Here is a 19,492-nt window from a genome sequence, read left to right on the forward strand (position 1 = left end):
AACTACCGTTTTTTAGGAAAGATTTAATTCATACTCTATTCATACTCTATTCATACTCTATCCATGCTTGAAACAGGGAGTATACTGCTAGTATCCATAGTGTTAAGATCTTTCTTACCTGGTCTGTTTCTACTTATACAATGCTTTCAAAGCTACTACATCATAAGCAGTGAAAGGCCTGTTGGTGCCGTCACTGCAAGCCAGCATCCAGCTTTTGGCATCCGGATCTGCGGGCGTGCCGGGGATCTGGATGGCGCCTACGCCGGCATCGCCTTCGTTGGCGGGGGGCACATTATAGCCGAACATTCTCAGGAATTGTTCCCAGGAAGTATAGCCGCAACTATAGTGACGATCCATATAATCGGAGTGGCGGAAGCCAATAGCATGGCCTATTTCGTGGGCAACCACGGTCGTAAATTCGCCGATATTGCTATAGCTGTTGGTGTAATATTTATTATTCAATTTGATAGGAGTGGCAGGATTGCCTGCTGTATCGGGGAAACCTGCAGATTGACCGAGAATCGTATAGCCGTCGGGGGTAGTGCCAAGGTCTTCACCGATGATGGTGATGTCGGGCGATTCGGTAGGGGCAACCCGTTTAAAGGTAAGTCGCAACCCTTGCGCATTGTAGCGTGCAACGGCTCCGTCGGTTGCTACTTTGAACAGGGAATCGGAAGTGCCGGCATTAACGGCCACTTTGATAACCCTCGGCAGGCCGCCGACCAGATTGGTAGTACGATACTGTTCCGTTTTGGGACCTTTCGTTTGGATCGCCTGTATGCCAGAGGCGAAGCGATCCAGCTGTTGATTGGTAACGAAGATGTCTCCTTCTACAATAAATCCACCATTCACCTTTCTGGCATAAGTAGGCGAAAAGCCGGCCTGTGCAATCCTGATCTGATCGGCTTTGCTTACATCGGTGCTAACGGCAGGGGGCTGAGAGGATTGGCCCGTGTTATTTTTTTGACAGGCGGTGAAAGTAAGGGTTGCACAGCATAAGGGCAACAACAGATTTTTTAGTGCTCTTTTCATAAACTTGTTTTTTGATGATGGGTTAAAAAATGAAAAAACAGTTACAGTACGCGTGATAATGCGCGCATTCAGATTTGCTTGACTAATAAATATGTGATCTCCTGTTATTGCTCTCAGCAGAAAACAACAGGAAACGCATGCATGGCAACGGACCCAGGATACAAGTGGCTAATGTGCGGTTGTTACAAACTCATAAAACAAGATTTTGTGTTGATACGCTATGCTCTTCTGACTTCTAGTTGGTAAGGATATCTTACAAGGAATAGTGCTATGGGCTAAATTTTTATCTCGACTAATCAAATATATTAAAATATGCATCTCCTTACAAATAATTTTTTGAGTGATGGATTCGTATAGTCGTCACCGTATTAGTTTGTACATTACATTTGTCGTAAAACCCGCAATATGATTTTCAGAAAAGCCGTACGCGAAGATCTGCCTGCCATCATCAAAATGCTGACCACTGATAACTTTGGCGCTGCAAAAGATATTGCCACCGACCCCCTGCCAGCCCTTTACTATGAAGCTTTTGATAACATCAGCCGCAACCCCATGCAGGAACTCATCGTAGCAGAAGACGAAAACGGCGAAGTGGTAGGCACCTTACAGCTTACCTTTATACAATATGTGGCGCACCAGGGCGGTATCCGCGCACTGGTGGAGCATGTACGTGTGAGAGAAGATAAACGCGGTCAGCGGATCGGCGAAAAGATGTTCCAATGGGTGATAGAAAGATCACGCGAGAAAGGAGCTTACCTTGTGCAACTCACTTCGGATAAGCGCAGGAAGGATGCAATCAGGTTTTATGAGCGGCTGGGCTTCAAGGATTCGCATGCGGGAATGAAGCTGGTGCTTTGATCTATAGCACGTTTGTTGTATGGCTTTTTATAAAGGAAAGGACTTTCTTTATAGTTGTTAATCCTGTGTGTATACGTTGTAGTTTTTTCAGTTAATATTTTATCGATCTTAATCCCGAAGCTATGAAGAGCGCTTTGTTCAGCCTGATTGTTGTGTGTTTTTTTCCGACGGGTCTTTAAGAAACCGAAATCTCATTCCACGGTGTTCAAAATTGTCACAAAGAATGAATGAAAGATGAAAGAAATTTTCATTGATGTAAATAGGTCAGCGGAGTCTTGGCATCAAGCATTATACAATAATGACTTTTCAAATGATTATATTTTATTTGAACATGACCAGGATAAACTGACATGGTTTGTGACGAATTATATGCAGTTCCTAATTCGTAAAGGTGGATTTGAAGTTATGCCGTTATATGGTAGAGCAATACATGATTTATCTACCTTTATTTACCAGGCAAATTTAAGCTTCCCTGTTTCTTATGCATTGGAGGCCTCGCTAGAGGCACTTTATGATTTGTTGTTGAATTTTGAAACAGAACCGGATCACAGAGTCATTATCTGGAATGATTGTGATCATTTACATCAACTCGACAAGCCTGTTTTTTCAAATATTTTTGAAAGAATGATTGTTGCTGCTTATTGTAATAGAAACGCCATCTCGACAATTAAAAGTGATAATACTTACTATAGAGTTGATCAACGGAATATATTTGTTTTTCAGACTATTGACTCAGAGGAACTCGCGGAGTTGACAAAGAAGCAGTATTTTATACCTTCAATCATTGAGCAAGAGCGGGGAGAAAGAGCTATTGATTTTACGGTTATTAGATTGGTTGATGATCTTTGAGACGAATCCCCAATTAAGAGTTGTAACGACACCAGCGGATGTTACTAAAGCATGTTACGAGGAGAATAAGCAATGAAGTCAATAAAAGAAATCACCAGGATGTTAGTTCATGAACTAAATAAATATCCTGATAAGATTGAACCAGCCAATTCAGGGGCGATATTTCTTAATGAAAGATTAGGAGATACCTCTTTTCTGTTAGCCGGATTACTTGGGTCGCTCCTAAAGGAAAAATATAATGAATGGCATGAGCAAAAATGGATAGACGATAGCCTCATAACGAATGTTGATACACAAAATCATCAATTGATAATTGAAGGAGTAATGATATGGGGCGAAATGGATACAACTGAACAATGGACAAGCCCATTCTTTTTTGAAATAGTGCTACTTGCGGATAAAGCATGGTTTAAAAAATTTACCTTTTTGTTCTGCGATTTAGACAAACCAGAAATAGCATACGAGGACTTTAGAGATAATCGCGCTTATTGGGTTGGCAGAAACAGGAGATGGAAATATATCATCAACTCAAATGACACATTGATATAAAGTGAAACATGCCTTCTCTTCAAATACCGTGAAAAGGTCAATAATAATTTCTGCTATTATTGTTGTTGCTCTGAATGCGTATTGTCAAACAATGATAAAAATTTCCCCAACGACGGAGGAAAAGAAACGTGGAGTCTTCCTTAAATTTAGAGACATTGATAACGATAGCTACGGATTCATTGAGCTAATCCTCAAGAAAAATAATACTTACAGATACGTGCGAGGAACGGATGTCACCAACCGGATAAGCGAAGGGAAATGGAAAAAGAGCAAGGATATAATAATATTGGAAAGTACTTTCCTGCAAGATAACCTACCCATTTCGGTAAGTTGCGATGGCAGTGGTAAGTTTGCTGAAGGATCAAAAATTGCAGTTGTAGAAAATGCAAAACATGAGCTTCTGACTGATATATTTGTTCTTGTCAATAACGATGCTATCAGATGTCTCCCATTAACAGGGCAATGTACAGGCGAGTTTGATAGAATAGAAAGGGTGAAGATACTATGTGAAAACGGGATGGCGTCCAAATGGATCAATGTCGTAGGTGGCGAAAGAAAAGTGAAGATTACGCTGCTAACAGATATTAATATAAGCCGGTACATTATCATGGACAAGGTCCGATTTAAAATCAAGGGAGATACACTTAAGTCGGTTGCTCGGCTACCAGAATGATATTTTGCAATTCGTATCTCACGATGAAGGGAGGATCAAGGCGGTCTATAAAACCGGCTCTCCTGCTGCATTTGCATGAAAGACCACTTCGGTAATGTACGTTTGGTATTCGTGGAACGGAGCGATTTCACCAGATATTCAGCGACGATGGAAACCGCTGCCGCTCCAACGGAGACCGCCTTGTTCAGTAATATCGATAATGCCCGCGCAGTCAAAAATGAATCGGTAGCTAAATTGAAGTCGACTTGACAAATTGATCTATACAAGAAGCCTAACGGAGATGTCGTTATTAAACCCCAAGGACCAAGGAGAAGCTGGCGAGAGTGAACCCACTGGCGTTAATTTAAATGAACTTAAAGAAGACAAATAATGTCAGAAGAAAGAAGAACAAAAACAAAAGTCTATTTAAAGATACACGACTTTGACTGTGCCGTTGATGAAATAACAACATTAATAGGCATTAACCCGTCTCAAGCCTGGCAAGAAGGGGATTTGATTCCTGGTAGAAATACCGATATGCGTCGAAAATTCAGCTCTTGGATACTTGCTTCCAATGCAGATGCTCATGCCTCTATCGAAGAGCATGTAGAGGCGCTAGTCAACATCATTTCTCCACGGTTAAAGGTTTTCAAGGATCTTATTTCAATCTACAGGGGGGAATTGACCATCGTTGTATATGCATATAATGAATATAATGTAGGAGGGTATGTGAATAAAGATAAATTGCGCGTATTATTAGATTTGGGGGTATCTCTGGATATTGATATTTACTTTCTGAATCATGCCGAATCTAAAATGAATGACTTGCCTTGAAAATACTAAAGTTACGTCTTCGACAGTGAATGCTTGCAGGGGTGAACAGGCTCGTGCATTATAATGCTGATAGGAGGATACAACTACGTTTCTATAAACGATACCGATTTGCGGAGAGTGGCTCCGCTCCCTAGTGATGTTTTTACAAATTCGTTTAATGTACTATTGATACAATAAAATGAATAGTAAAATTTTAAACAAGCACAATCAGCATGATTTCCTATCCATAATTTTAGCTTGTATCCTGACCCACCAGGCGCCTCATGGACCTATCTTTTATGATGAAGAAAATAATTTTTTCTTCTATTTTCATCATACACGTAGTATAGGGCTGTACTATAAATCAGAAAATGAAGTTGTTCTTAAAATATTAGGTACTGCAAACGAGGATTATGAAAGTAAAATGTATACATAATACTGGCGCTGCTCTAAGAGAATATGAATATAAATCCATGGAAAAGAATATGATGGGGAGATTTGGCGCGACGGGATATAGCGAATACAATGAGCTTGAAATAGGCAAAGAATATTTGGTAATGGGCATCATCATCTTTAAAACCTATCAAGCTTATTTAATAGATGATAATGGGCTTATCTCGGCTTGCCCGTGTCAACTGTTTGAGGTAACTGATAGCAAGGTTCCTTCAAATTGGTATTTCAGACTAATTGAAGCAGAAGAGGATATCTATCCTTTTGTACAATCCATATTCGGTTATTATGAATTGTGCGTTGATAAAAAATCATATGAAAATCTTATAGTAGAAAAAGATGAAGATGCCATGCGGACTTACTTCAGACGAAAGATGGCGTTGGAAAGGAGTTAGGCAAAAATAACAAACGCCACAAAAAATCCCCCTCCCCTCTGTAACATTTCCCCTCTCTCCCCTACTAACTCTTCAAAACCTCTCAACCCATGAAACGCATCATAGTAGCCTTGCTGCTACTCGCATCCCTTGGCGCCCTCGCCCAGCAAGCCTCGCAGGAAAAATCCCTGCTCTGGGAAATCAGTGGCAAGGGCCTGACACACATGCCCGTTGCCGTGATGGAGAAAATGTCGGAACAGATAGAGTATTTCAATAAAGGCATGACAGATGAAGTCACGCTTCGCTCCATACGCTACGTTGATAAGTATAAATCTGTTATTTCAGGTTTGGTGAGCGACTACAAACAGGAAAATATTCAAGGAGTTTATAAGATGCTGACGGGTCCCGCCATGGCGGATGATAGCATGAACTACTGGCTGGTGTTCCATCGCAACGCTAATTGGGTGGAGCGGATGCCGGCCGTGCTGCAACAGCGAAGTAATTTCTTCGCGGTAGGCGCAGGGCATCTTGCCGGCGAAAAGGGCGTCATTGCTTTATTGCGGGCGAAAGGCTATATTGTAACTCCTGTGATGAAATAAAGCGGCCCACTTGAAAAACAAGGAAAAAGAATTTCTTGACCTCATTGCTGTTCATAAGGGAATTATCCATAAGATATCGAAGATGTATATGGATACCCCTGATGATCAGCAGGATCTTTTCCAGGAGATCATCTACCAGCTCTGGAAATCGTACGACTCCTTCCGGGAACAAAGCAGCTTCTCCACCTGGATGTACCGACTGGCGCTCAATACAGCGATCTCCTTCTTCAAGAAAGAGAAGCGGCAGCCGCATGCCTCCGCTGAGGTGCCGGAAGATATCATGCAGGAAGAAAGTCCCTCGGCTACGCGGGAATTGCAACTACAACACTTCTACCAGGTTGTGCAAAAACTGGAAAGGCTGGAAAAAGCGCTGATCTTCTATCATCTCGAAAACTATTCCCACAAAGCGATTGCAGATAACCTCGGTATTTCGGAAGTAAACGCAAGAGTGAAGCTCAATAGGGCTAAAAACAAATTAAAAGAACTGATTAAACAACAAGGATATGAATTTTGACGATATACAAGCGGCCTGGAATAACGACAACGGCGGGAACCCGCCAATGCCGGATGACCTGAGCAAGCTCAAGCCCGCAGGCCTTACGCTTACCTCTATCAAGCAACGCATGTATCATGAAGGCATCGTGCAGGCGGGGGGTATTGTAGTTATTGGTTTTTATCCGCAGATCTTTCATCTCGATACGGCCTTTGTGGCGCCCTTCTATGCGGTGTATGCATTGCTGGTGCTGGTTTGCCTGCGCTATTTTCTCGCGTTCCGCGCATTGTATAAACGAATAAACCCAGTGACGCTGAACTCACGTGATAGCCTATACGAAACGTATTACGATATCAGGTTAGGGATAGAGATGTACAAGGCCTGCTCCTATGCCTTGTCGCCGCTGGCGGTAGCTATCGTGTTTTTCTTGTTATTTGGAACCCATTGGTCCAGCCATGAAATGAAACGGGAGATCATGCGTTACGTTTTCCTGGCATCGGCAATCATACTCTTTGTGTTCATCATCATTGCTACCGAATGGTGGGTAAAATATTACTACGCAGCGCCATTGAAAGAGATCAAGAAAGTGCTGGATGAGTTCAAAGAAAAATGATGGCAGCTATAAAAATCGCTAAAAACGTACCTTTGCCATTATGCACGGAAGAAACAGAAATGATATATACCCTGGCCTCGAAGTGGCCATCATCCTTAAAAAGGATCAGCGCACGGGTAAACGCACCTATGGCATTGTGAAAGATATCCTTACATCGGCGCCCTTTCATTCCAGGGGCATCAAAGTACGCCTGGAAGATGGACAGATAGGCCGTGTAGATGAGATCAATGTTACAGAGGAAGATTGATCACTATAACAGTTTCAGGTCTTTGGTGATCCGGTCAATCGATTCGTTGAGGTCCGGGCCAATGGCGCAACAGGTTTTGGTAGGCACACCGCCAAACTCGGTAAGGCCGGAATCTGTGATCAGCGTGGCATTCAGCCCGTCTTCCACCGCCAGGCGATAGATACGGTCCAGCTCTTCTTCAGAATCTACCGATAAACAGATCTTGGTAAATCCTTTGGTCATCCATTCACTCACCTCTTCAGGATTCCGCAAATGTGTTTGAAAGGTATGCCCTTCCACCGTGGCTTGCCGGGTTAAAAATGCGATGGAAGCATGTGCTCCCTGCGCAATCATCTTACCCTTACGCATGTTCAGGTCCTTGCGCATTACGATCACCTGTTTGATAGTTCTGGATGCCATACTACTGCTGTTTAGGCTGCTAATTTACAGGTTTTGCCGCTGTAAAACAGCAGTGGCGGCTACTTTGATCATTCACGAAAAAAACGGATATTCGTGAGAGATGTATCCATCTCCATAACCCCTAAATCCGTTTATAATGCAGTATTTCGATTTCCATACGCATGTCATCCTGAAACAATTGTTTGATGAAAATCCTAACATCGATGCCATTATCAGCCCGGGCGATGTGGCCGGCATCCCGCGTTTATGTACCGACCTGCCCAATATCATTGAAACACAGATACATCAGAGCCAGCTGGCGGAATTCAGCGACGAGGTGATTGTAGGCGCTGTATTGTATGGCCTGGAAAGTTACCTGGCCTCCGCCGTAATACCCCTGCGCCCCTATCTCAAAGGCAGCTCGCAGCATAAATTATCCTTGCAGCTGTTACAGGATATCGCCGACAACAAGTTCCATTCCTATACTGATTTTGCGATCACCCGCACCTTCAATAGTTACCTGCAGGCCAGCAGTTCGTTCAATATTCTCACGAACCAGAGTTTCAATAACCCGCTGCCAAAAAATAAGGTGAGCGTATTCTTTATAGTAGAAGGATGCCACACCTTTGTTAATACGATCAACGCCGTGCAACTGCCAGCACAGCGTTACGATCCGCAGGAAATTCTCTCCAACCTCGATCTGCTGCTGCAAAAGGCAAAGGTGCTCGCGATCAATGTCACACATATGCAGCAATCCAGCCTTTGCAACCATGCTTTCGGTATGCAGATCGCTGATGTGAAACCATTCTATCCGCACGGCAACGGCCTGGAAGACGATGGCCGCACAGTGATCAAAGGCATCATGGATCGCGGTATTCATGTAGACCTCAAACATATGAGCTATAAAAGCCGCCTCGACCTCCGCAACGAGATCGATGCCGGCAAATACAGCAACACCATGCCGCTGGTTTGCACGCACACGGGCTTTACCGGCATTCCGTTTTCACAATGGCCCGGCTTTATGTGGGAAAGAAGAACGATAGATGATGTGTGGTACATAGAAATGGCCAAAACCATGCAGGTAGCTAATTCCCCGCAAAGGCCCGGGGCGCCTGCCTTTAACATGACTACCATCAACCTCTTCGATGAAGAAATTGTGTGGATCGTAAAACATGGCGGTATGATCGGCCTGTCAATGGATCGCCGGATATTAGGCTACGTCAGCAAGTACGACGACCGCCCTACCGGCATACATGATGATAGTAGCCTGATTGTAGATAAAGAATATTTCTCTAAAACGGAGTGGACGGCGCTGGGCCTCCCCGATGCCCATGGCTCACTGATCTCTGACCAGGACTGCGTTTCCATGCAGGATATCGAAGACTCCGCCGAAGGCAGCCTGCCCGCCAGAAATGAATATTTCTATGATCATGTGCTGCTGCACCTGAAGCATTTCCTGCAAGTATGCTACCGGGCACAAATCCCGCTCGCAGAGGCACAACGCCATATCACCATCGGCTCCGATTTTGATGGACTGATCAATCCCTTCATCAATTTCTCCACGGTACAAGACATGCATGATCTCAAACAATACATTGATGCCAACTTCCGCATCTATGCCGCTGCCTTGACGGATTCCAGTGAATGGGCCAGCACATTCGATTTCGATCTCTTCACCCGGCAACTGTTTTACCAGAACGGATATGATTTTGTAAAATCATTTTTTCAGCGATGATAATCGTGTAACCGTTGCCGATAGTACCCCACTGATCAAATCCTCAAATTCTTAAATGAGAAGGGCCTCCCCGATAAACAAGGAGGCCGTTCTGCTCTTATAAATCCACGTTAATAAGCTGGTTGTTGTTAGTGATGACCAGTTGCTGCACCATGCAGCTGTCTGCCGGAACGAAAGACCCTTGCGGATCAAACCTTGAAATGGGCGACAGGAATGCATGACTTGTTTGCTGCAACGTTTGCGCACTACCGTTCACGGATATACGTTGCTGATCGTCGAAGCCGTGCAACAGTATTTTTATATGACGGAACCTGCTGTTGTAGCTGCCTTCCACCTTATCAAGTGTGATTTTTTTTGCTGCGGGATCATAAGTGATACTGCGTTTATAGTAATTACCGTTCTCATAATCAAAGCTCTCTCCGTCATCTTCATAATAAACGAAAGTATTGGCATGATCTCCTTTGTAGATATGCAAGGAGAGGGTATCTGCCGGCTTTTCCGTGGTAGACTGCACCAGTGGCTGCATCGGGATGATGCTGCCTGCCTTCACAAATACCGGCAAAGTTTTGATGCCCAGTTCTGCGGTCACTTCCTGGTGGCCGTTAATCACGGCATCGGTGTAGAGATTATACCATTTGCCTTCCGGGAAATATATTTTGCCGAAATCCCTGGTGCTTTCGAAAGGCGCCACCATAAAGGCATCGCCAAAGCAATACTGGTTCTGGTAGCGGGTATCATATACCTGCGGATCGAAAGTGTTGTCCAGCGCCAGCGTTCTCATAACGGGAACGCCTGTACGCGATGCGGCATACATGTGGCTGTAGAGGTATGGCAGCAGGCGATAGCGCAGGTTGATATAATTGCGTGTGATCTCCAGCGCTTCTTCCCCGAAAGCCCAGGGCTCGGCGGATTTGGTATTTACACCGGTATGGTTGCGGAAATACGGAATGAAGGCGCCGATCTGCATCCAGCGGGTATACAGGCTTACTGTAGGATTACCGGTGAAGCCACCGATATCCATACCGGTGAAGGCCATGCCGCTGATGCCCAGGCTGTTTAGCAATCTTACGCCGAGCAGCATATGATCTTCTTCGGCGCGGTTGTCGCCCGTCCAGAGGGCGCTATAGCGTTGCGATCCGGCATAGGCGGCGCGGGTGAGCAGGAACGGGCGTTTTTTCAATTCTTCCCTTGCGCCTTCGTAGCTGGCGCGTACCATTTGCAGGCCATAGAGATTGTGTGCCTGCAAATGCGAGATGGGATGGCCTTCATAATCAAACAATACATTGGATGGCATCTTCTGTCCCCAGGTGGCGATCTCGTTCATATCATTCCAGATGCCGCTCACACCCTCACGGATATACGATTTTATCTGCCCCTTCCACCAGTTGCGGCCTTTGGCGCTGGTAAAGTCCGGGAAGTGGCACCAGCCGGGCCATACCTGGCCGGTATAGTTTTGTCCATCGCTGTATTTGATGAAGATATCGGCTTTCTTTCCGTCTTCATAGGCAGGATAACCCTCTTCTACTTTAATCCCCGGATCAACGATCACTGTGAGATGGAAGCCCATCTCTTTCAATTTATCGGTAAGCGCTTTGGGGTGTGGAAAGCGGTCTTTATTCCAGGTAAATAATTTATAGGCATCCATATAATGGATATCCAGCGTGATGCCATCGGCCGGAATCCTTTTCTCACGCAGAGTTTCAGCGATGCGCATCACCTCTGTATCGGGATAATAGCTGTATCGGTTCTGTTGATAACCGAGGCTCCACATGGGCGGCAGCGGCATGCGGCCGGTGAGCGCAGTATAAGTGCTCACGATATTCACCAGCTGCGGATGATAGATGAAATAATAATTCATCTCCCCGCCCCTCGCGCCAAAAGAAGAAAAACGGTTGTTGCTGGCGCCAAAATTGAAATCGCTCTGGAAGGTGTTATCGAAGAAGATGCCGTAGTTGAGATGATGATGGATACCGATATAGAATGGAATGGTGGAATAGATAGGATCGCGGTTGGCGGCGTATCCGAACACATCGGAGTTCCAGTTCGTATAGCCTTCACCTTTACGGTCGAGGTTACCGGTTTTTTCTCCGAGGCCGATGAATCGCTCTCCTTCCTGCATTTTTTTATAGGTCGTTACTTCCTCTCCTACCCAGGAGGTAGTAAGACCGGTTTCGTCTTCATTGATCACTTCTCCTGATGGCGTCAGGAATTTAATAGCAAACGGATCTTTGCTGATGCGCACCTGTAGCGAGTCTGTGCTGATGCTGATCTCACGGCTGTCCTGCGCTGTTTTTACGGCAGTGGTCTGCGGTTTCGCGATTACAGCATAAGAGAAATCCGGTCCTAATGTTTGTTTGTCGATGCGTACCCGGATCACTGAAGGACTGTACACAGTGATTTCTGCGTAAGCGTTAGCGGCACTGATCTTTATCTGCTGACCGGAGATATTCACTTTTTCTACTTTCCCGATCTGTTTCACCGGGCTTTGAGCGGCGGCGCAGAAGTGTACCAGCAGCAAAGCCGCTGTGGATAACTGTTTGCGTAGCCCTAGCATTTTTTTTGTGTACATGAGAGATCCAGATTTTTGAAAACAAAAAGCCCGCCTTCCGCACCGGTATGCTGATGCGCGATCATGTGAAAATTTGCTGTGGTGGCGGGATTGAAAGGATCATACTCCCTGTGCGGGGAGTATGATCCATATTTTTTAGTAACCCGGGTTTTGCACCAGGTTTTTATTAACAGCGAGGTCGCTGGTAGGAATCGGGAACAAAAGATATTTCGGGTCGTCTGTTGGTTTCAGCTGCCATGGCTGCAGGAATTTTCCGAAGCGGATGAGGTCTTGTCTGCGCCAGCCTTCCCAATACAGTTCGCGGCCTCTTTCATCGAGGAGGTTATCGAGGGTGAGCGCTGGCAGCGGTGAGGCGCCGCGTTTCACACGTATCTGGTTAACGATCAGGAGTGCGCCTGCGGCATTGCCGGTTCTCAGCTGCGCTTCGGCCTTCATCAGCAGCACGTCTGCATAGCGGAAGAATACATAATCGTTGCTGGCCTCATTACCATCTTTTGAATTTTTTGAAGTGGCGAAATCAGGCGGATATTTAATCACCCTGATACCAGTCACTTCCAGGTTAGAACCTGTTTCTTTCAGTTGTACGTCGCGGGTGAAGATCAGCGGGTTGCCTTTTCTGTCTTGCAGCGGGTTGTGATTCACATCGTACTGTTGCCCTACGAGGAAGCCAACGAGCAAGCCGGAAACATCGGTTACGCCTGCATATGAGCCGCCTCTTCTGGTGTCGGCAGCTTCAAATTTGTCGTAGAAGTCAGACAAGGTAGCGAAGCCGTTCCAGCCGCTGGGGTTCTGGTTGTAGTGCAGGGTGAATTTCCAGCGCGCATAGGTGGCGTTGCCACTGCGCACGGTGCTGAATCCTGGTCCGTTCTGTTGCGTGAAAATGTTTTCGGTCGATTTCAAATCATTGTCACGCGCGAAGTTGTCGAAGTAGTTGTTGGCAAGGCTATAACCACCTGGTCCGTTAGTGATGTCATCGGCATACTTGATGACCTGTTGCATATCGCCTGCATCAAAAGTGGGCGATTGCCTGTTGAGGAAGGCGCCTTTGTTGAGGTAGCATTTCATCAGCAGTGCGCGTGCGGCGTCTTTATTGGCTACATAAGCTGGTGTTGCGGGCCTGTCGGGCAGATCCTGCATGATGGCTTTCAGTTCAGAAGTGATGAAGTCTACTGCCTCGGCGGCTTTCATCACGCGGGGTGCATTGAGCAGGGTATCCTGCGGATTTCTGAAAGGCACCTGGCCCCAGAGGTCCACTACGGTGAACATGGAGAGGGCGCGCAGGAAGCGGGCTTGTGCCGCCTGGCCTGCATCCGGATGGAAGTTGAGCACATTGGTAGCGGAGAACTGCTCCAGCAGCAGGTTGCTGAAGGCGTTCTGTACGTGTGCATGATCTGCTGTCCAGGTGTGCTGGTGGAGCGCGCGCCATACGCCGTTATCGTCCCAGTCGCCGGCACGGGTAGGGCCTACTACTTCATCAGTGGTCATCTCGCTGAGGCCCCAGCTGTTGCCGAAGTCCTGGTAGGGCATCTGCAAATTATCGTAAGCTGTTTTCAGCAGCGAAGGTACTTTGATCACGGAATCTGCCTGTGATTTGGTGAGCGTGGACCCTAACTTCTCGTTCAGGTTACACGCTGCGAAACTGATACAGCAGGCAGCTATGAGGGCAGTTCGAACTTTATTGTAAGTCATGATTTTTTGTTTTTGGTGAATGGATTATAAAGAGAACAACAGGCCGAACATCACAGTCCTGGCAGTCGGGTACGGAGAGTACTCGATACCAAAAGAACTAACGCCATTCACGTTCTTGTCTGTATTTACTTCAGGATCGAAGCCGGTGTATTTGGTGATCACGAACAAATTCTGACCGGTTACATACACGGATGCATTTTTGAGCACCTTGCCTACGTTGCCGATATTGTAAGTAAGGGTAACGTTATCCAGTTTGATGAAATTGCCGTTTTCCAGGTAGCGGGAAGAAACGGTGATCGGGTTAGACAGGCTCTCATTGTTGCCCAGCAAGGCTTTCGCGATATTCCTGGAACCGAGGTTGCCGATTGGCAATACGGTGTTAGCAGTATTGTTATACACCTGGAATCCGAAGGCGCCGTGTGCGCTGGCAGCCAGTACCCATTTTTTGTAGGTCAGCTCAGTGTTAATACCCAGCAATGTTTTCGGATTAGGATTGGTGAGATAATACAAGGTATTGCCATTGTCCGCATAGATACCCTGGCCTTTGTCGTCGAAACCGAGGAACTTGCGCACATAGAAAGTATTGAGCGGGTAACCATTGGCGAGGCGCTGTGAAGTGGCGCCGGATACGCCCTGGCCGCTGATAGAGCCGGTCAGCACCGGAGGACCGTAATAGTTTTTCAACTCATTATGCAGGAAAGTGGCATTGGCGCCTACTGTCCAGGTGAAATCTTTATGTCTTACCACATCTCCTTTCAATGATATTTCCACACCGTTGTTGATCACGTTACCGGGCAGGTTGATCCAGTAGTTAGATGCGGGAGCGGGCTGGATAGCCGGGAAGCTGAACAGGAGGTTGCTGGTGTTTTTGTAGAAGTAGTCCACACTACCGCTCAGGCGGTCTTTCAGGATGGAGAAGTCTACGCCGGCGTTGAACTGTTTGGAAGATTCCCATTTCAGGTTCGGGTTGGCCACATTGCTGAGACCCGCGCTACCGGAGGCTCCCAGGGCATATTGCTCCTGAGCGGCGCCTGCCGGGAATTCCTGGTTACCAGTAACGCCATAGCCTACACGAAGACCGAGGTTCTGTACAAAATCATTATGTTTCAGGAACTCTTCATTGCTCATGATCCATTTGGCAGCGAATGAAGGGAAGTAACCATATTTGTTATTAGAACCGAATTTGCTGGAACCGTCAGCCCTCATGGTGGCGGTCAGCAGGTATTTTTCATAGAAGTTCAGTTTCACTCTTCCGAAGTAGGATTGCAGTTCGGAAGTAGGATTGCGGAATGAACTCATGAAAGTGTTGGCCTGTGTGGGCGCCTGGAGGATGTCGGTATAATCCACTGCATAAGTAGGGAAGCCTAATCCGCCGAGGGCTACGCCATAGTAATCGAACTTCTGGTATTCATAACCTACCAAGGCGTCCAGGTACATGGCTTTGCTCACCTGACGGTGGAAGTTCAGGGTGGTATTGAACAGCTGGCTGGTCAGCTCGTTCTGGCCGAAATAGGCCTGGCCGAGGTCCTGCACCCCTGCGATGTTAATGAAAGAGGCGATTTGTGAACGGCGGGTACCTGCCTGGTGGTTCACGCTATATTGTGTGCGCAGCTCCCAGTCGTCATTGAAACGATAGTAGGGAGAAAGGCTGGCCAATACATAGTTGATGTTAGCTTTATCGTCATATGCTTCTGACATGGCCAGCGGGTTGATTGGCTGACCAGCAGCAAGGATATTGAGCGAGCCATCAGCTTTCCTGATCGGCATGGTGGGGTTCCACTGCAAAGCTTGTCCAATGAGGCTTCCGGTGAAGCCGGCATCGTTGGTGATCGGCGCCAGCTGCTCTGTGGTATGTGCCGCCATGATATTGTAATCCAGGCCCAGCTTCTTGCTCTCGAGGAAGTTGTTCTGGCCGCTCAGGGTAGCGGTATATTTCTTCAGTCCTGTTTTACGGATGATACCCTGTTGATCCTGGTAGCCGAAAGAGGCCCTGTAGCGGCCACTTTCATTGCCGCCGCTCACCGCTACGCCGATGTTCTGGGTAACGCCCGTTCTGAGGATAGAGCCCATTGCATCGGAGCTGGAACCGAAATCGCCACCTGTGAGATTGTATTGTTTCAATGCGGAACGATATTCATCGCCATCCAGCACTTTCAGTTTTTTCATAATGTTGCTGAAGCCGGCAGAATAGGCCACATCCAGTTTGGCAGGGCCGGAAGTGCCTTTCTTGGTATTGATGATGATCACACCGTTAGCGCCACGGGAACCGAAGATGGCAGTAGCAGAAGCATCTTTCAGTACATCCATGGAGGCGATATCGTTAGAGTTGACGAAGTTGAGCGGGTTGGAGGTAGGGGTTTGACCCAGGCCGTTCGCATTAACATCCGGACGTGCCACACGGCCATCGAGGGGTACCCCGTCGATCACGTACAGTGGCTGGTTGCCTGAACGTACAGACGATACGCCCCTGATCCTTACGGTAGCGGCAGCACCGGGAGCGCCACTGTTGTTCAGCACCATCAGGCCAGACACCTTACCCTGGATCAGCTGATCGGGCGCAGTGGTGATACCCCGGTTGAAGTCGGCCGCCTTGATAGAGGCCACCGCACCGGTGAGGTCTTTCTTGCGGGTGGTACCATAACCCACCACCACTACGTCGGTGAGGGTGGTGTTTTCCTGCACCAGGGCTACATCCAGGTTGGATTTGCCAGCGATGTTCACCTCCTGTGTTTTGTACCCGATGAAAGAAATGATCAGCGCATTGGCTGTTTCGGGCGCCGATAGTTTAAACACCCCGTCTGCATTCGCTGAGGTGCCCGTTTTGGTTCCTTTTACCTGAACGGAGGCGCCGGGGATAGCAGCACCATTGTTATCCGTTACCTTGCCTGTTATGGTTTTGAACTGGGCTACTACATAGCCCTGTACCAATAACAACAGCGTGCACAGGAATAAATGCTTGAGAAGTCGTGTTTTGGTCATAAAGTGGATTTTTTGAAATCAGTTAAAGACTGTTCCGTTACCGTGGATTTAATGCTGTTTGCCAATAAAAATTCAAGTGAACGTCTAGGGTGTTCGTTGCGAAAGATTTACATGCTCTTTTAAAACAACGTGGATTTTACCTGTCGTTCAAACGTGGATCTTGATAAAAATTTAATGTGCTTTGCTCTTTTAAATTTTGGTTCTCACAATTTTTGTATGACTGAAAATTACCTATGGTCAAAGTAAAAAACGAACGCGCAGGTCAACAACTTTTACAATCCGAATATAGAAAATAAAACCCTCATTTCCCAATTATAAAGAAACACATTATTGATAATCAATAAAATACAAACAAATATATTTTTTACATATATCGACGGTATGAGACAGTTTTACAGCGCTTTTATGGCCATAATCCGGGTCTCAAACTCATCATTGGGGACGAGAGAGCGTTTTTTGATCTTGGTTTTATAGGCATAGATGGTGTTCACAGAGTACTGTAAAATGTGGGCGATCTTCTCATTATCGGAGATGCCTATACGAATTAATGCGAAGATGCGGATATCGGTATTCATCAACTCGTTCTCCTTCAACACTACCTGGTTCTCTTTATCAAAAAGGGCGTTGAACTCATCTACGAAGTGAGGGAATATGCGCAGGAACACCCGATCGAAATTGGTGAATAACTCATCCCGCTCCTGCCGGATATTGATGTTATTTACCAGGAATTTGATCTCGTTTGCTTTATTATCGGCGATTTTCTGCTCTAATGACTGTTTTATCTTCTCTATCTTGCCAATATAATTAGCATTGATGTTGAAGAAGTAACCGATGTATTCTTCCTTGATCTTATTGGCTTCTTCCAATTGGCTGTTGATTTCCTGTTGCCGCAGGTGTGCTGCTGTAATGGTTTGCTGGGCTATCTTCAGCTTCTGCACCTGCCGGAACACGGTAATAGCCAGCACCACCAGGGCGATGAGCAGCAGGGTAACGATGGCCGCATAAATAAGGAGGGAGCGGTTGCGCTCTTCCGCCGTATTGATACGCTCCTGCTCTATGATCGGCAGGATGCTGCTCACCATCACTTTGCGCTGGCGGGCGCCATAGAACACCGCTTCGGCAATAGCCCTTTCAATATAATGTGAAGCATTTTTAATATCGCCCCGCTCAAACAGGTAAGTGGCCAGGGTATAAATGGCCATAGTCTCTTTCGTGGACGACTGAATATCCGCAATGGCCGAACGGGCCATGAGCATGATAGCAGTATCCGGCTGGCGCGCCTTCATATAGATCATGCCCAGCGCACAGGCCGAAACTGCCAGCTGGCGGTAAGTTACATCCGGACTGTCGAGGTTGGGAAAGAAGGCCAGGGCTGCCGTAAGGTTACCAGTCTTGTACAGCTGCTCTCCTTTGTGAAAGCGGTATTCGAAAGAATTCACAGGCATGAGGTGTAGTGCGGAGTCCATATACTCCATGCCTTTACGTGCATATTCCGGTGAAAAATATTTGTCCTGGTTATATTCTGCGAGATCAGAAAAGAAGCGGCTCTTCACGAGGTAGAACTGTACCCGGATGCTGTCCGGCATGCCGGTCACTTCCAGGGTATTGAGGAAGGCGGCGGTTTCGGTGAACATTCCCGACGACAGCAAAATGAAGCCCAGCTTCACTTTCCCGTTGATGATGCGCACAGGATCATTCAATTGCTCGCCTACTTGTTGCAAGAGGCGGGCATATACATAGGCCGAGTCGAAGTTGAAGACCTTATATTCTTCGTACAGCTGCTGATAGATATTATACCGCTGTACCGGGGTACCTGCGCCGGCCAACGAATGCCGCGTACTGTCTACCCGCCGCAGTTTGATCGAATCGTACTGGGCCGACCGTTCCATCGTTTGGTTCAGTACTTTCAGCAGGCTGTCCTGACGGCTGTTCCCTCTTGCAGAGGTGCACATTGAAATCAATAAGATCAGGCAACCTAAAATGCGCTTCATATTTTCAGTAGTGGGTATTATATAATGGCAGCGCTAAATTTAAGGGAATTTGGCCATGATCATGAAGATTTTGGGGAATTGTGGAGATTAATTTTTGTCCGGCCCTCAGGGTGTTCCGGTGTTGCCCCGTTTCAGTACGGGCGTGTTGGGAATGGATTGCAGCTGGGCGTCCAGCGGGCGTAGTTCCCGGTCGCCCACCTTTATGAAATAGCGTTGGAGGTTCTTGTCTTTTTCCGGATTTAGCAGGAGCACGGCGGCGTCGGGGTCGGTGGCGCTCCCCTTCACGATGCTGTAGGTGCCCTCGCTGTTGAAGGTCTGGTCTTTGCCGCCCAGTCCCTGGTAGGTTTCCCTGAGCCGGAAGGCATAGTCAGGGTCGGGGTTGGAAGGCTGCTCATGAATGGTCAGCTCTGTTTGGATACCGTTACAGTCGGTGCATGGCAGTATACCAGTGTAAGTGACCCAGTTGTCGGCGCCGGCGGTATTGCCGCTATGGGAGCTGTCGGCGGTACCGGCAACGGTGTTGGCATGGTGGCACGCGCTTGCCGTCAGTAATAACAGGCTGGCTGCCAGCAATTGCAGGTGTTTCATAAAAATTGGTTTAACAATAATAATAACAGCAACA

Annotated in this window: 18 protein-coding genes and 1 pseudogene; 11 read left to right on the forward strand and 8 right to left on the reverse strand. The window is 46.9% G+C overall.

The window, feature by feature from the left end; genetic code table 11:
* Window positions 1–129: 129 nt before the first annotated feature.
* Window positions 130–1,032 carry a M57 family metalloprotease gene (locus FPG75_RS20590; RefSeq protein WP_143309440.1) on the reverse strand — a complete coding sequence of 301 codons (903 nt, stop codon included), beginning with the start codon at window positions 1,030–1,032 and terminating at the stop codon, window positions 130–132.
* Between the two features lie 405 nt (window positions 1,033–1,437).
* Here FPG75_RS20590 and FPG75_RS20595 point away from each other — a divergent pair, with 405 nt between their 5' ends.
* From FPG75_RS20595 to FPG75_RS20640, 10 genes are all read left to right on the forward strand, one after another.
* Window positions 1,438–1,890, forward strand: a complete 453-nt coding sequence (locus tag FPG75_RS20595; RefSeq protein ID WP_143309442.1) for a GNAT family N-acetyltransferase — start codon at window positions 1,438–1,440, stop codon at window positions 1,888–1,890.
* Window positions 1,891–2,124: 234 nt separating this feature from the next.
* Entirely contained in the window at window positions 2,125–2,739 is a 615-nt protein-coding gene (locus FPG75_RS20600; protein ID WP_143309444.1) for a hypothetical protein, read from the forward strand.
* A gap of 99 nt (window positions 2,740–2,838) precedes the next feature.
* Window positions 2,839–3,288, forward strand: a complete 450-nt coding sequence (locus FPG75_RS20605) for a hypothetical protein (RefSeq protein WP_143309446.1) — start codon at window positions 2,839–2,841, stop codon at window positions 3,286–3,288.
* A gap of 1 nt (window position 3,289) precedes the next feature.
* On the forward strand, window positions 3,290–3,961 hold the full coding sequence (locus FPG75_RS20610; RefSeq protein ID WP_143309449.1) for a hypothetical protein: 672 nt from the start codon (window positions 3,290–3,292) through the stop codon (window positions 3,959–3,961).
* Window positions 3,962–4,330: 369 nt separating this feature from the next.
* Window positions 4,331–4,774 (forward strand): DUF4279 domain-containing protein, encoded by a 444-nt coding sequence (locus FPG75_RS20615; RefSeq protein ID WP_143309451.1) that lies wholly within the window; start codon window positions 4,331–4,333, stop codon window positions 4,772–4,774.
* Window positions 4,775–5,166: 392 nt separating this feature from the next.
* Window positions 5,167–5,598, forward strand: coding sequence for a hypothetical protein (locus FPG75_RS20620; protein WP_143309453.1), 432 nt, complete (start codon window positions 5,167–5,169; stop codon window positions 5,596–5,598).
* Window positions 5,599–5,687: 89 nt separating this feature from the next.
* Window positions 5,688–6,176 (forward strand): TraB/GumN family protein, encoded by a 489-nt coding sequence (locus tag FPG75_RS20625; RefSeq protein WP_143309455.1) that lies wholly within the window; start codon window positions 5,688–5,690, stop codon window positions 6,174–6,176.
* A gap of 10 nt (window positions 6,177–6,186) precedes the next feature.
* Window positions 6,187–6,690 carry an RNA polymerase sigma factor gene (locus tag FPG75_RS20630; RefSeq protein ID WP_143309457.1) on the forward strand — a complete coding sequence of 168 codons (504 nt, stop codon included), beginning with the start codon at window positions 6,187–6,189 and terminating at the stop codon, window positions 6,688–6,690.
* Window positions 6,680–7,282, forward strand: coding sequence for a hypothetical protein (locus FPG75_RS20635; protein WP_143309459.1), 603 nt, complete (start codon window positions 6,680–6,682; stop codon window positions 7,280–7,282). The genes FPG75_RS20630 and FPG75_RS20635 overlap by 11 nt, the downstream gene beginning before the upstream one ends.
* Before the next feature lie 40 nt (window positions 7,283–7,322).
* On the forward strand, window positions 7,323–7,529 hold the full coding sequence (locus tag FPG75_RS20640; protein ID WP_143309461.1) for a YwbE family protein: 207 nt from the start codon (window positions 7,323–7,325) through the stop codon (window positions 7,527–7,529).
* Window positions 7,530–7,532: 3 nt separating this feature from the next.
* Here the strand turns inward: FPG75_RS20640 and pth2 are convergent, their stop codons facing one another.
* A complete protein-coding gene (gene pth2 / locus FPG75_RS20645; RefSeq protein ID WP_201747994.1) occupies window positions 7,533–7,928 on the reverse strand; it encodes an aminoacyl-tRNA hydrolase in 396 nt (131 codons plus the stop codon).
* Between the two features lie 136 nt (window positions 7,929–8,064).
* Here pth2 and FPG75_RS20650 point away from each other — a divergent pair, with 136 nt between their 5' ends.
* Entirely contained in the window at window positions 8,065–9,642 is a 1,578-nt protein-coding gene (locus FPG75_RS20650) for an amidohydrolase family protein (RefSeq protein WP_143309463.1), read from the forward strand.
* A gap of 97 nt (window positions 9,643–9,739) precedes the next feature.
* Here FPG75_RS20650 and FPG75_RS20655 read toward each other — a convergent pair whose 3' ends face one another.
* The 6 genes and pseudogenes from FPG75_RS20655 to FPG75_RS20675 form a co-directional block, all read right to left on the reverse strand.
* Window positions 9,740–12,211, reverse strand: a complete 2,472-nt coding sequence (locus FPG75_RS20655) for a glycoside hydrolase family 31 protein (RefSeq protein WP_236652857.1) — start codon at window positions 12,209–12,211, stop codon at window positions 9,740–9,742.
* Window positions 12,212–12,346: 135 nt separating this feature from the next.
* Window positions 12,347–13,276 (reverse strand): RagB/SusD family nutrient uptake outer membrane protein, encoded by a 930-nt coding sequence (locus FPG75_RS26370; RefSeq protein ID WP_394348568.1) that lies wholly within the window; start codon window positions 13,274–13,276, stop codon window positions 12,347–12,349.
* A pseudogene (locus FPG75_RS26375) lies at window positions 13,274–13,900 on the reverse strand (RagB/SusD family nutrient uptake outer membrane protein); the annotation flags it as partial. The pseudogene FPG75_RS26375 and the gene FPG75_RS26370, both read right to left, overlap by 3 nt.
* 24 nt (window positions 13,901–13,924) lie before the next feature.
* Window positions 13,925–16,879 carry a SusC/RagA family TonB-linked outer membrane protein gene (locus FPG75_RS20665; protein ID WP_143309467.1) on the reverse strand — a complete coding sequence of 985 codons (2,955 nt, stop codon included), beginning with the start codon at window positions 16,877–16,879 and terminating at the stop codon, window positions 13,925–13,927.
* 392 nt (window positions 16,880–17,271) lie between these two features.
* A complete protein-coding gene (locus tag FPG75_RS20670; RefSeq protein WP_143309469.1) occupies window positions 17,272–18,870 on the reverse strand; it encodes a DUF6377 domain-containing protein in 1,599 nt (532 codons plus the stop codon).
* 105 nt (window positions 18,871–18,975) lie between these two features.
* Entirely contained in the window at window positions 18,976–19,458 is a 483-nt protein-coding gene (locus FPG75_RS20675; RefSeq protein WP_143309471.1) for a copper resistance protein NlpE, read from the reverse strand.
* Window positions 19,459–19,492 lie beyond the last annotated feature (34 nt).

Origin of the sequence: Chitinophaga vietnamensis (assembly GCF_902167635.1) — a bacterium.
In the GTDB taxonomy this organism is placed as follows: Bacteria; Bacteroidota; Bacteroidia; order Chitinophagales; family Chitinophagaceae; genus Chitinophaga; species Chitinophaga vietnamensis.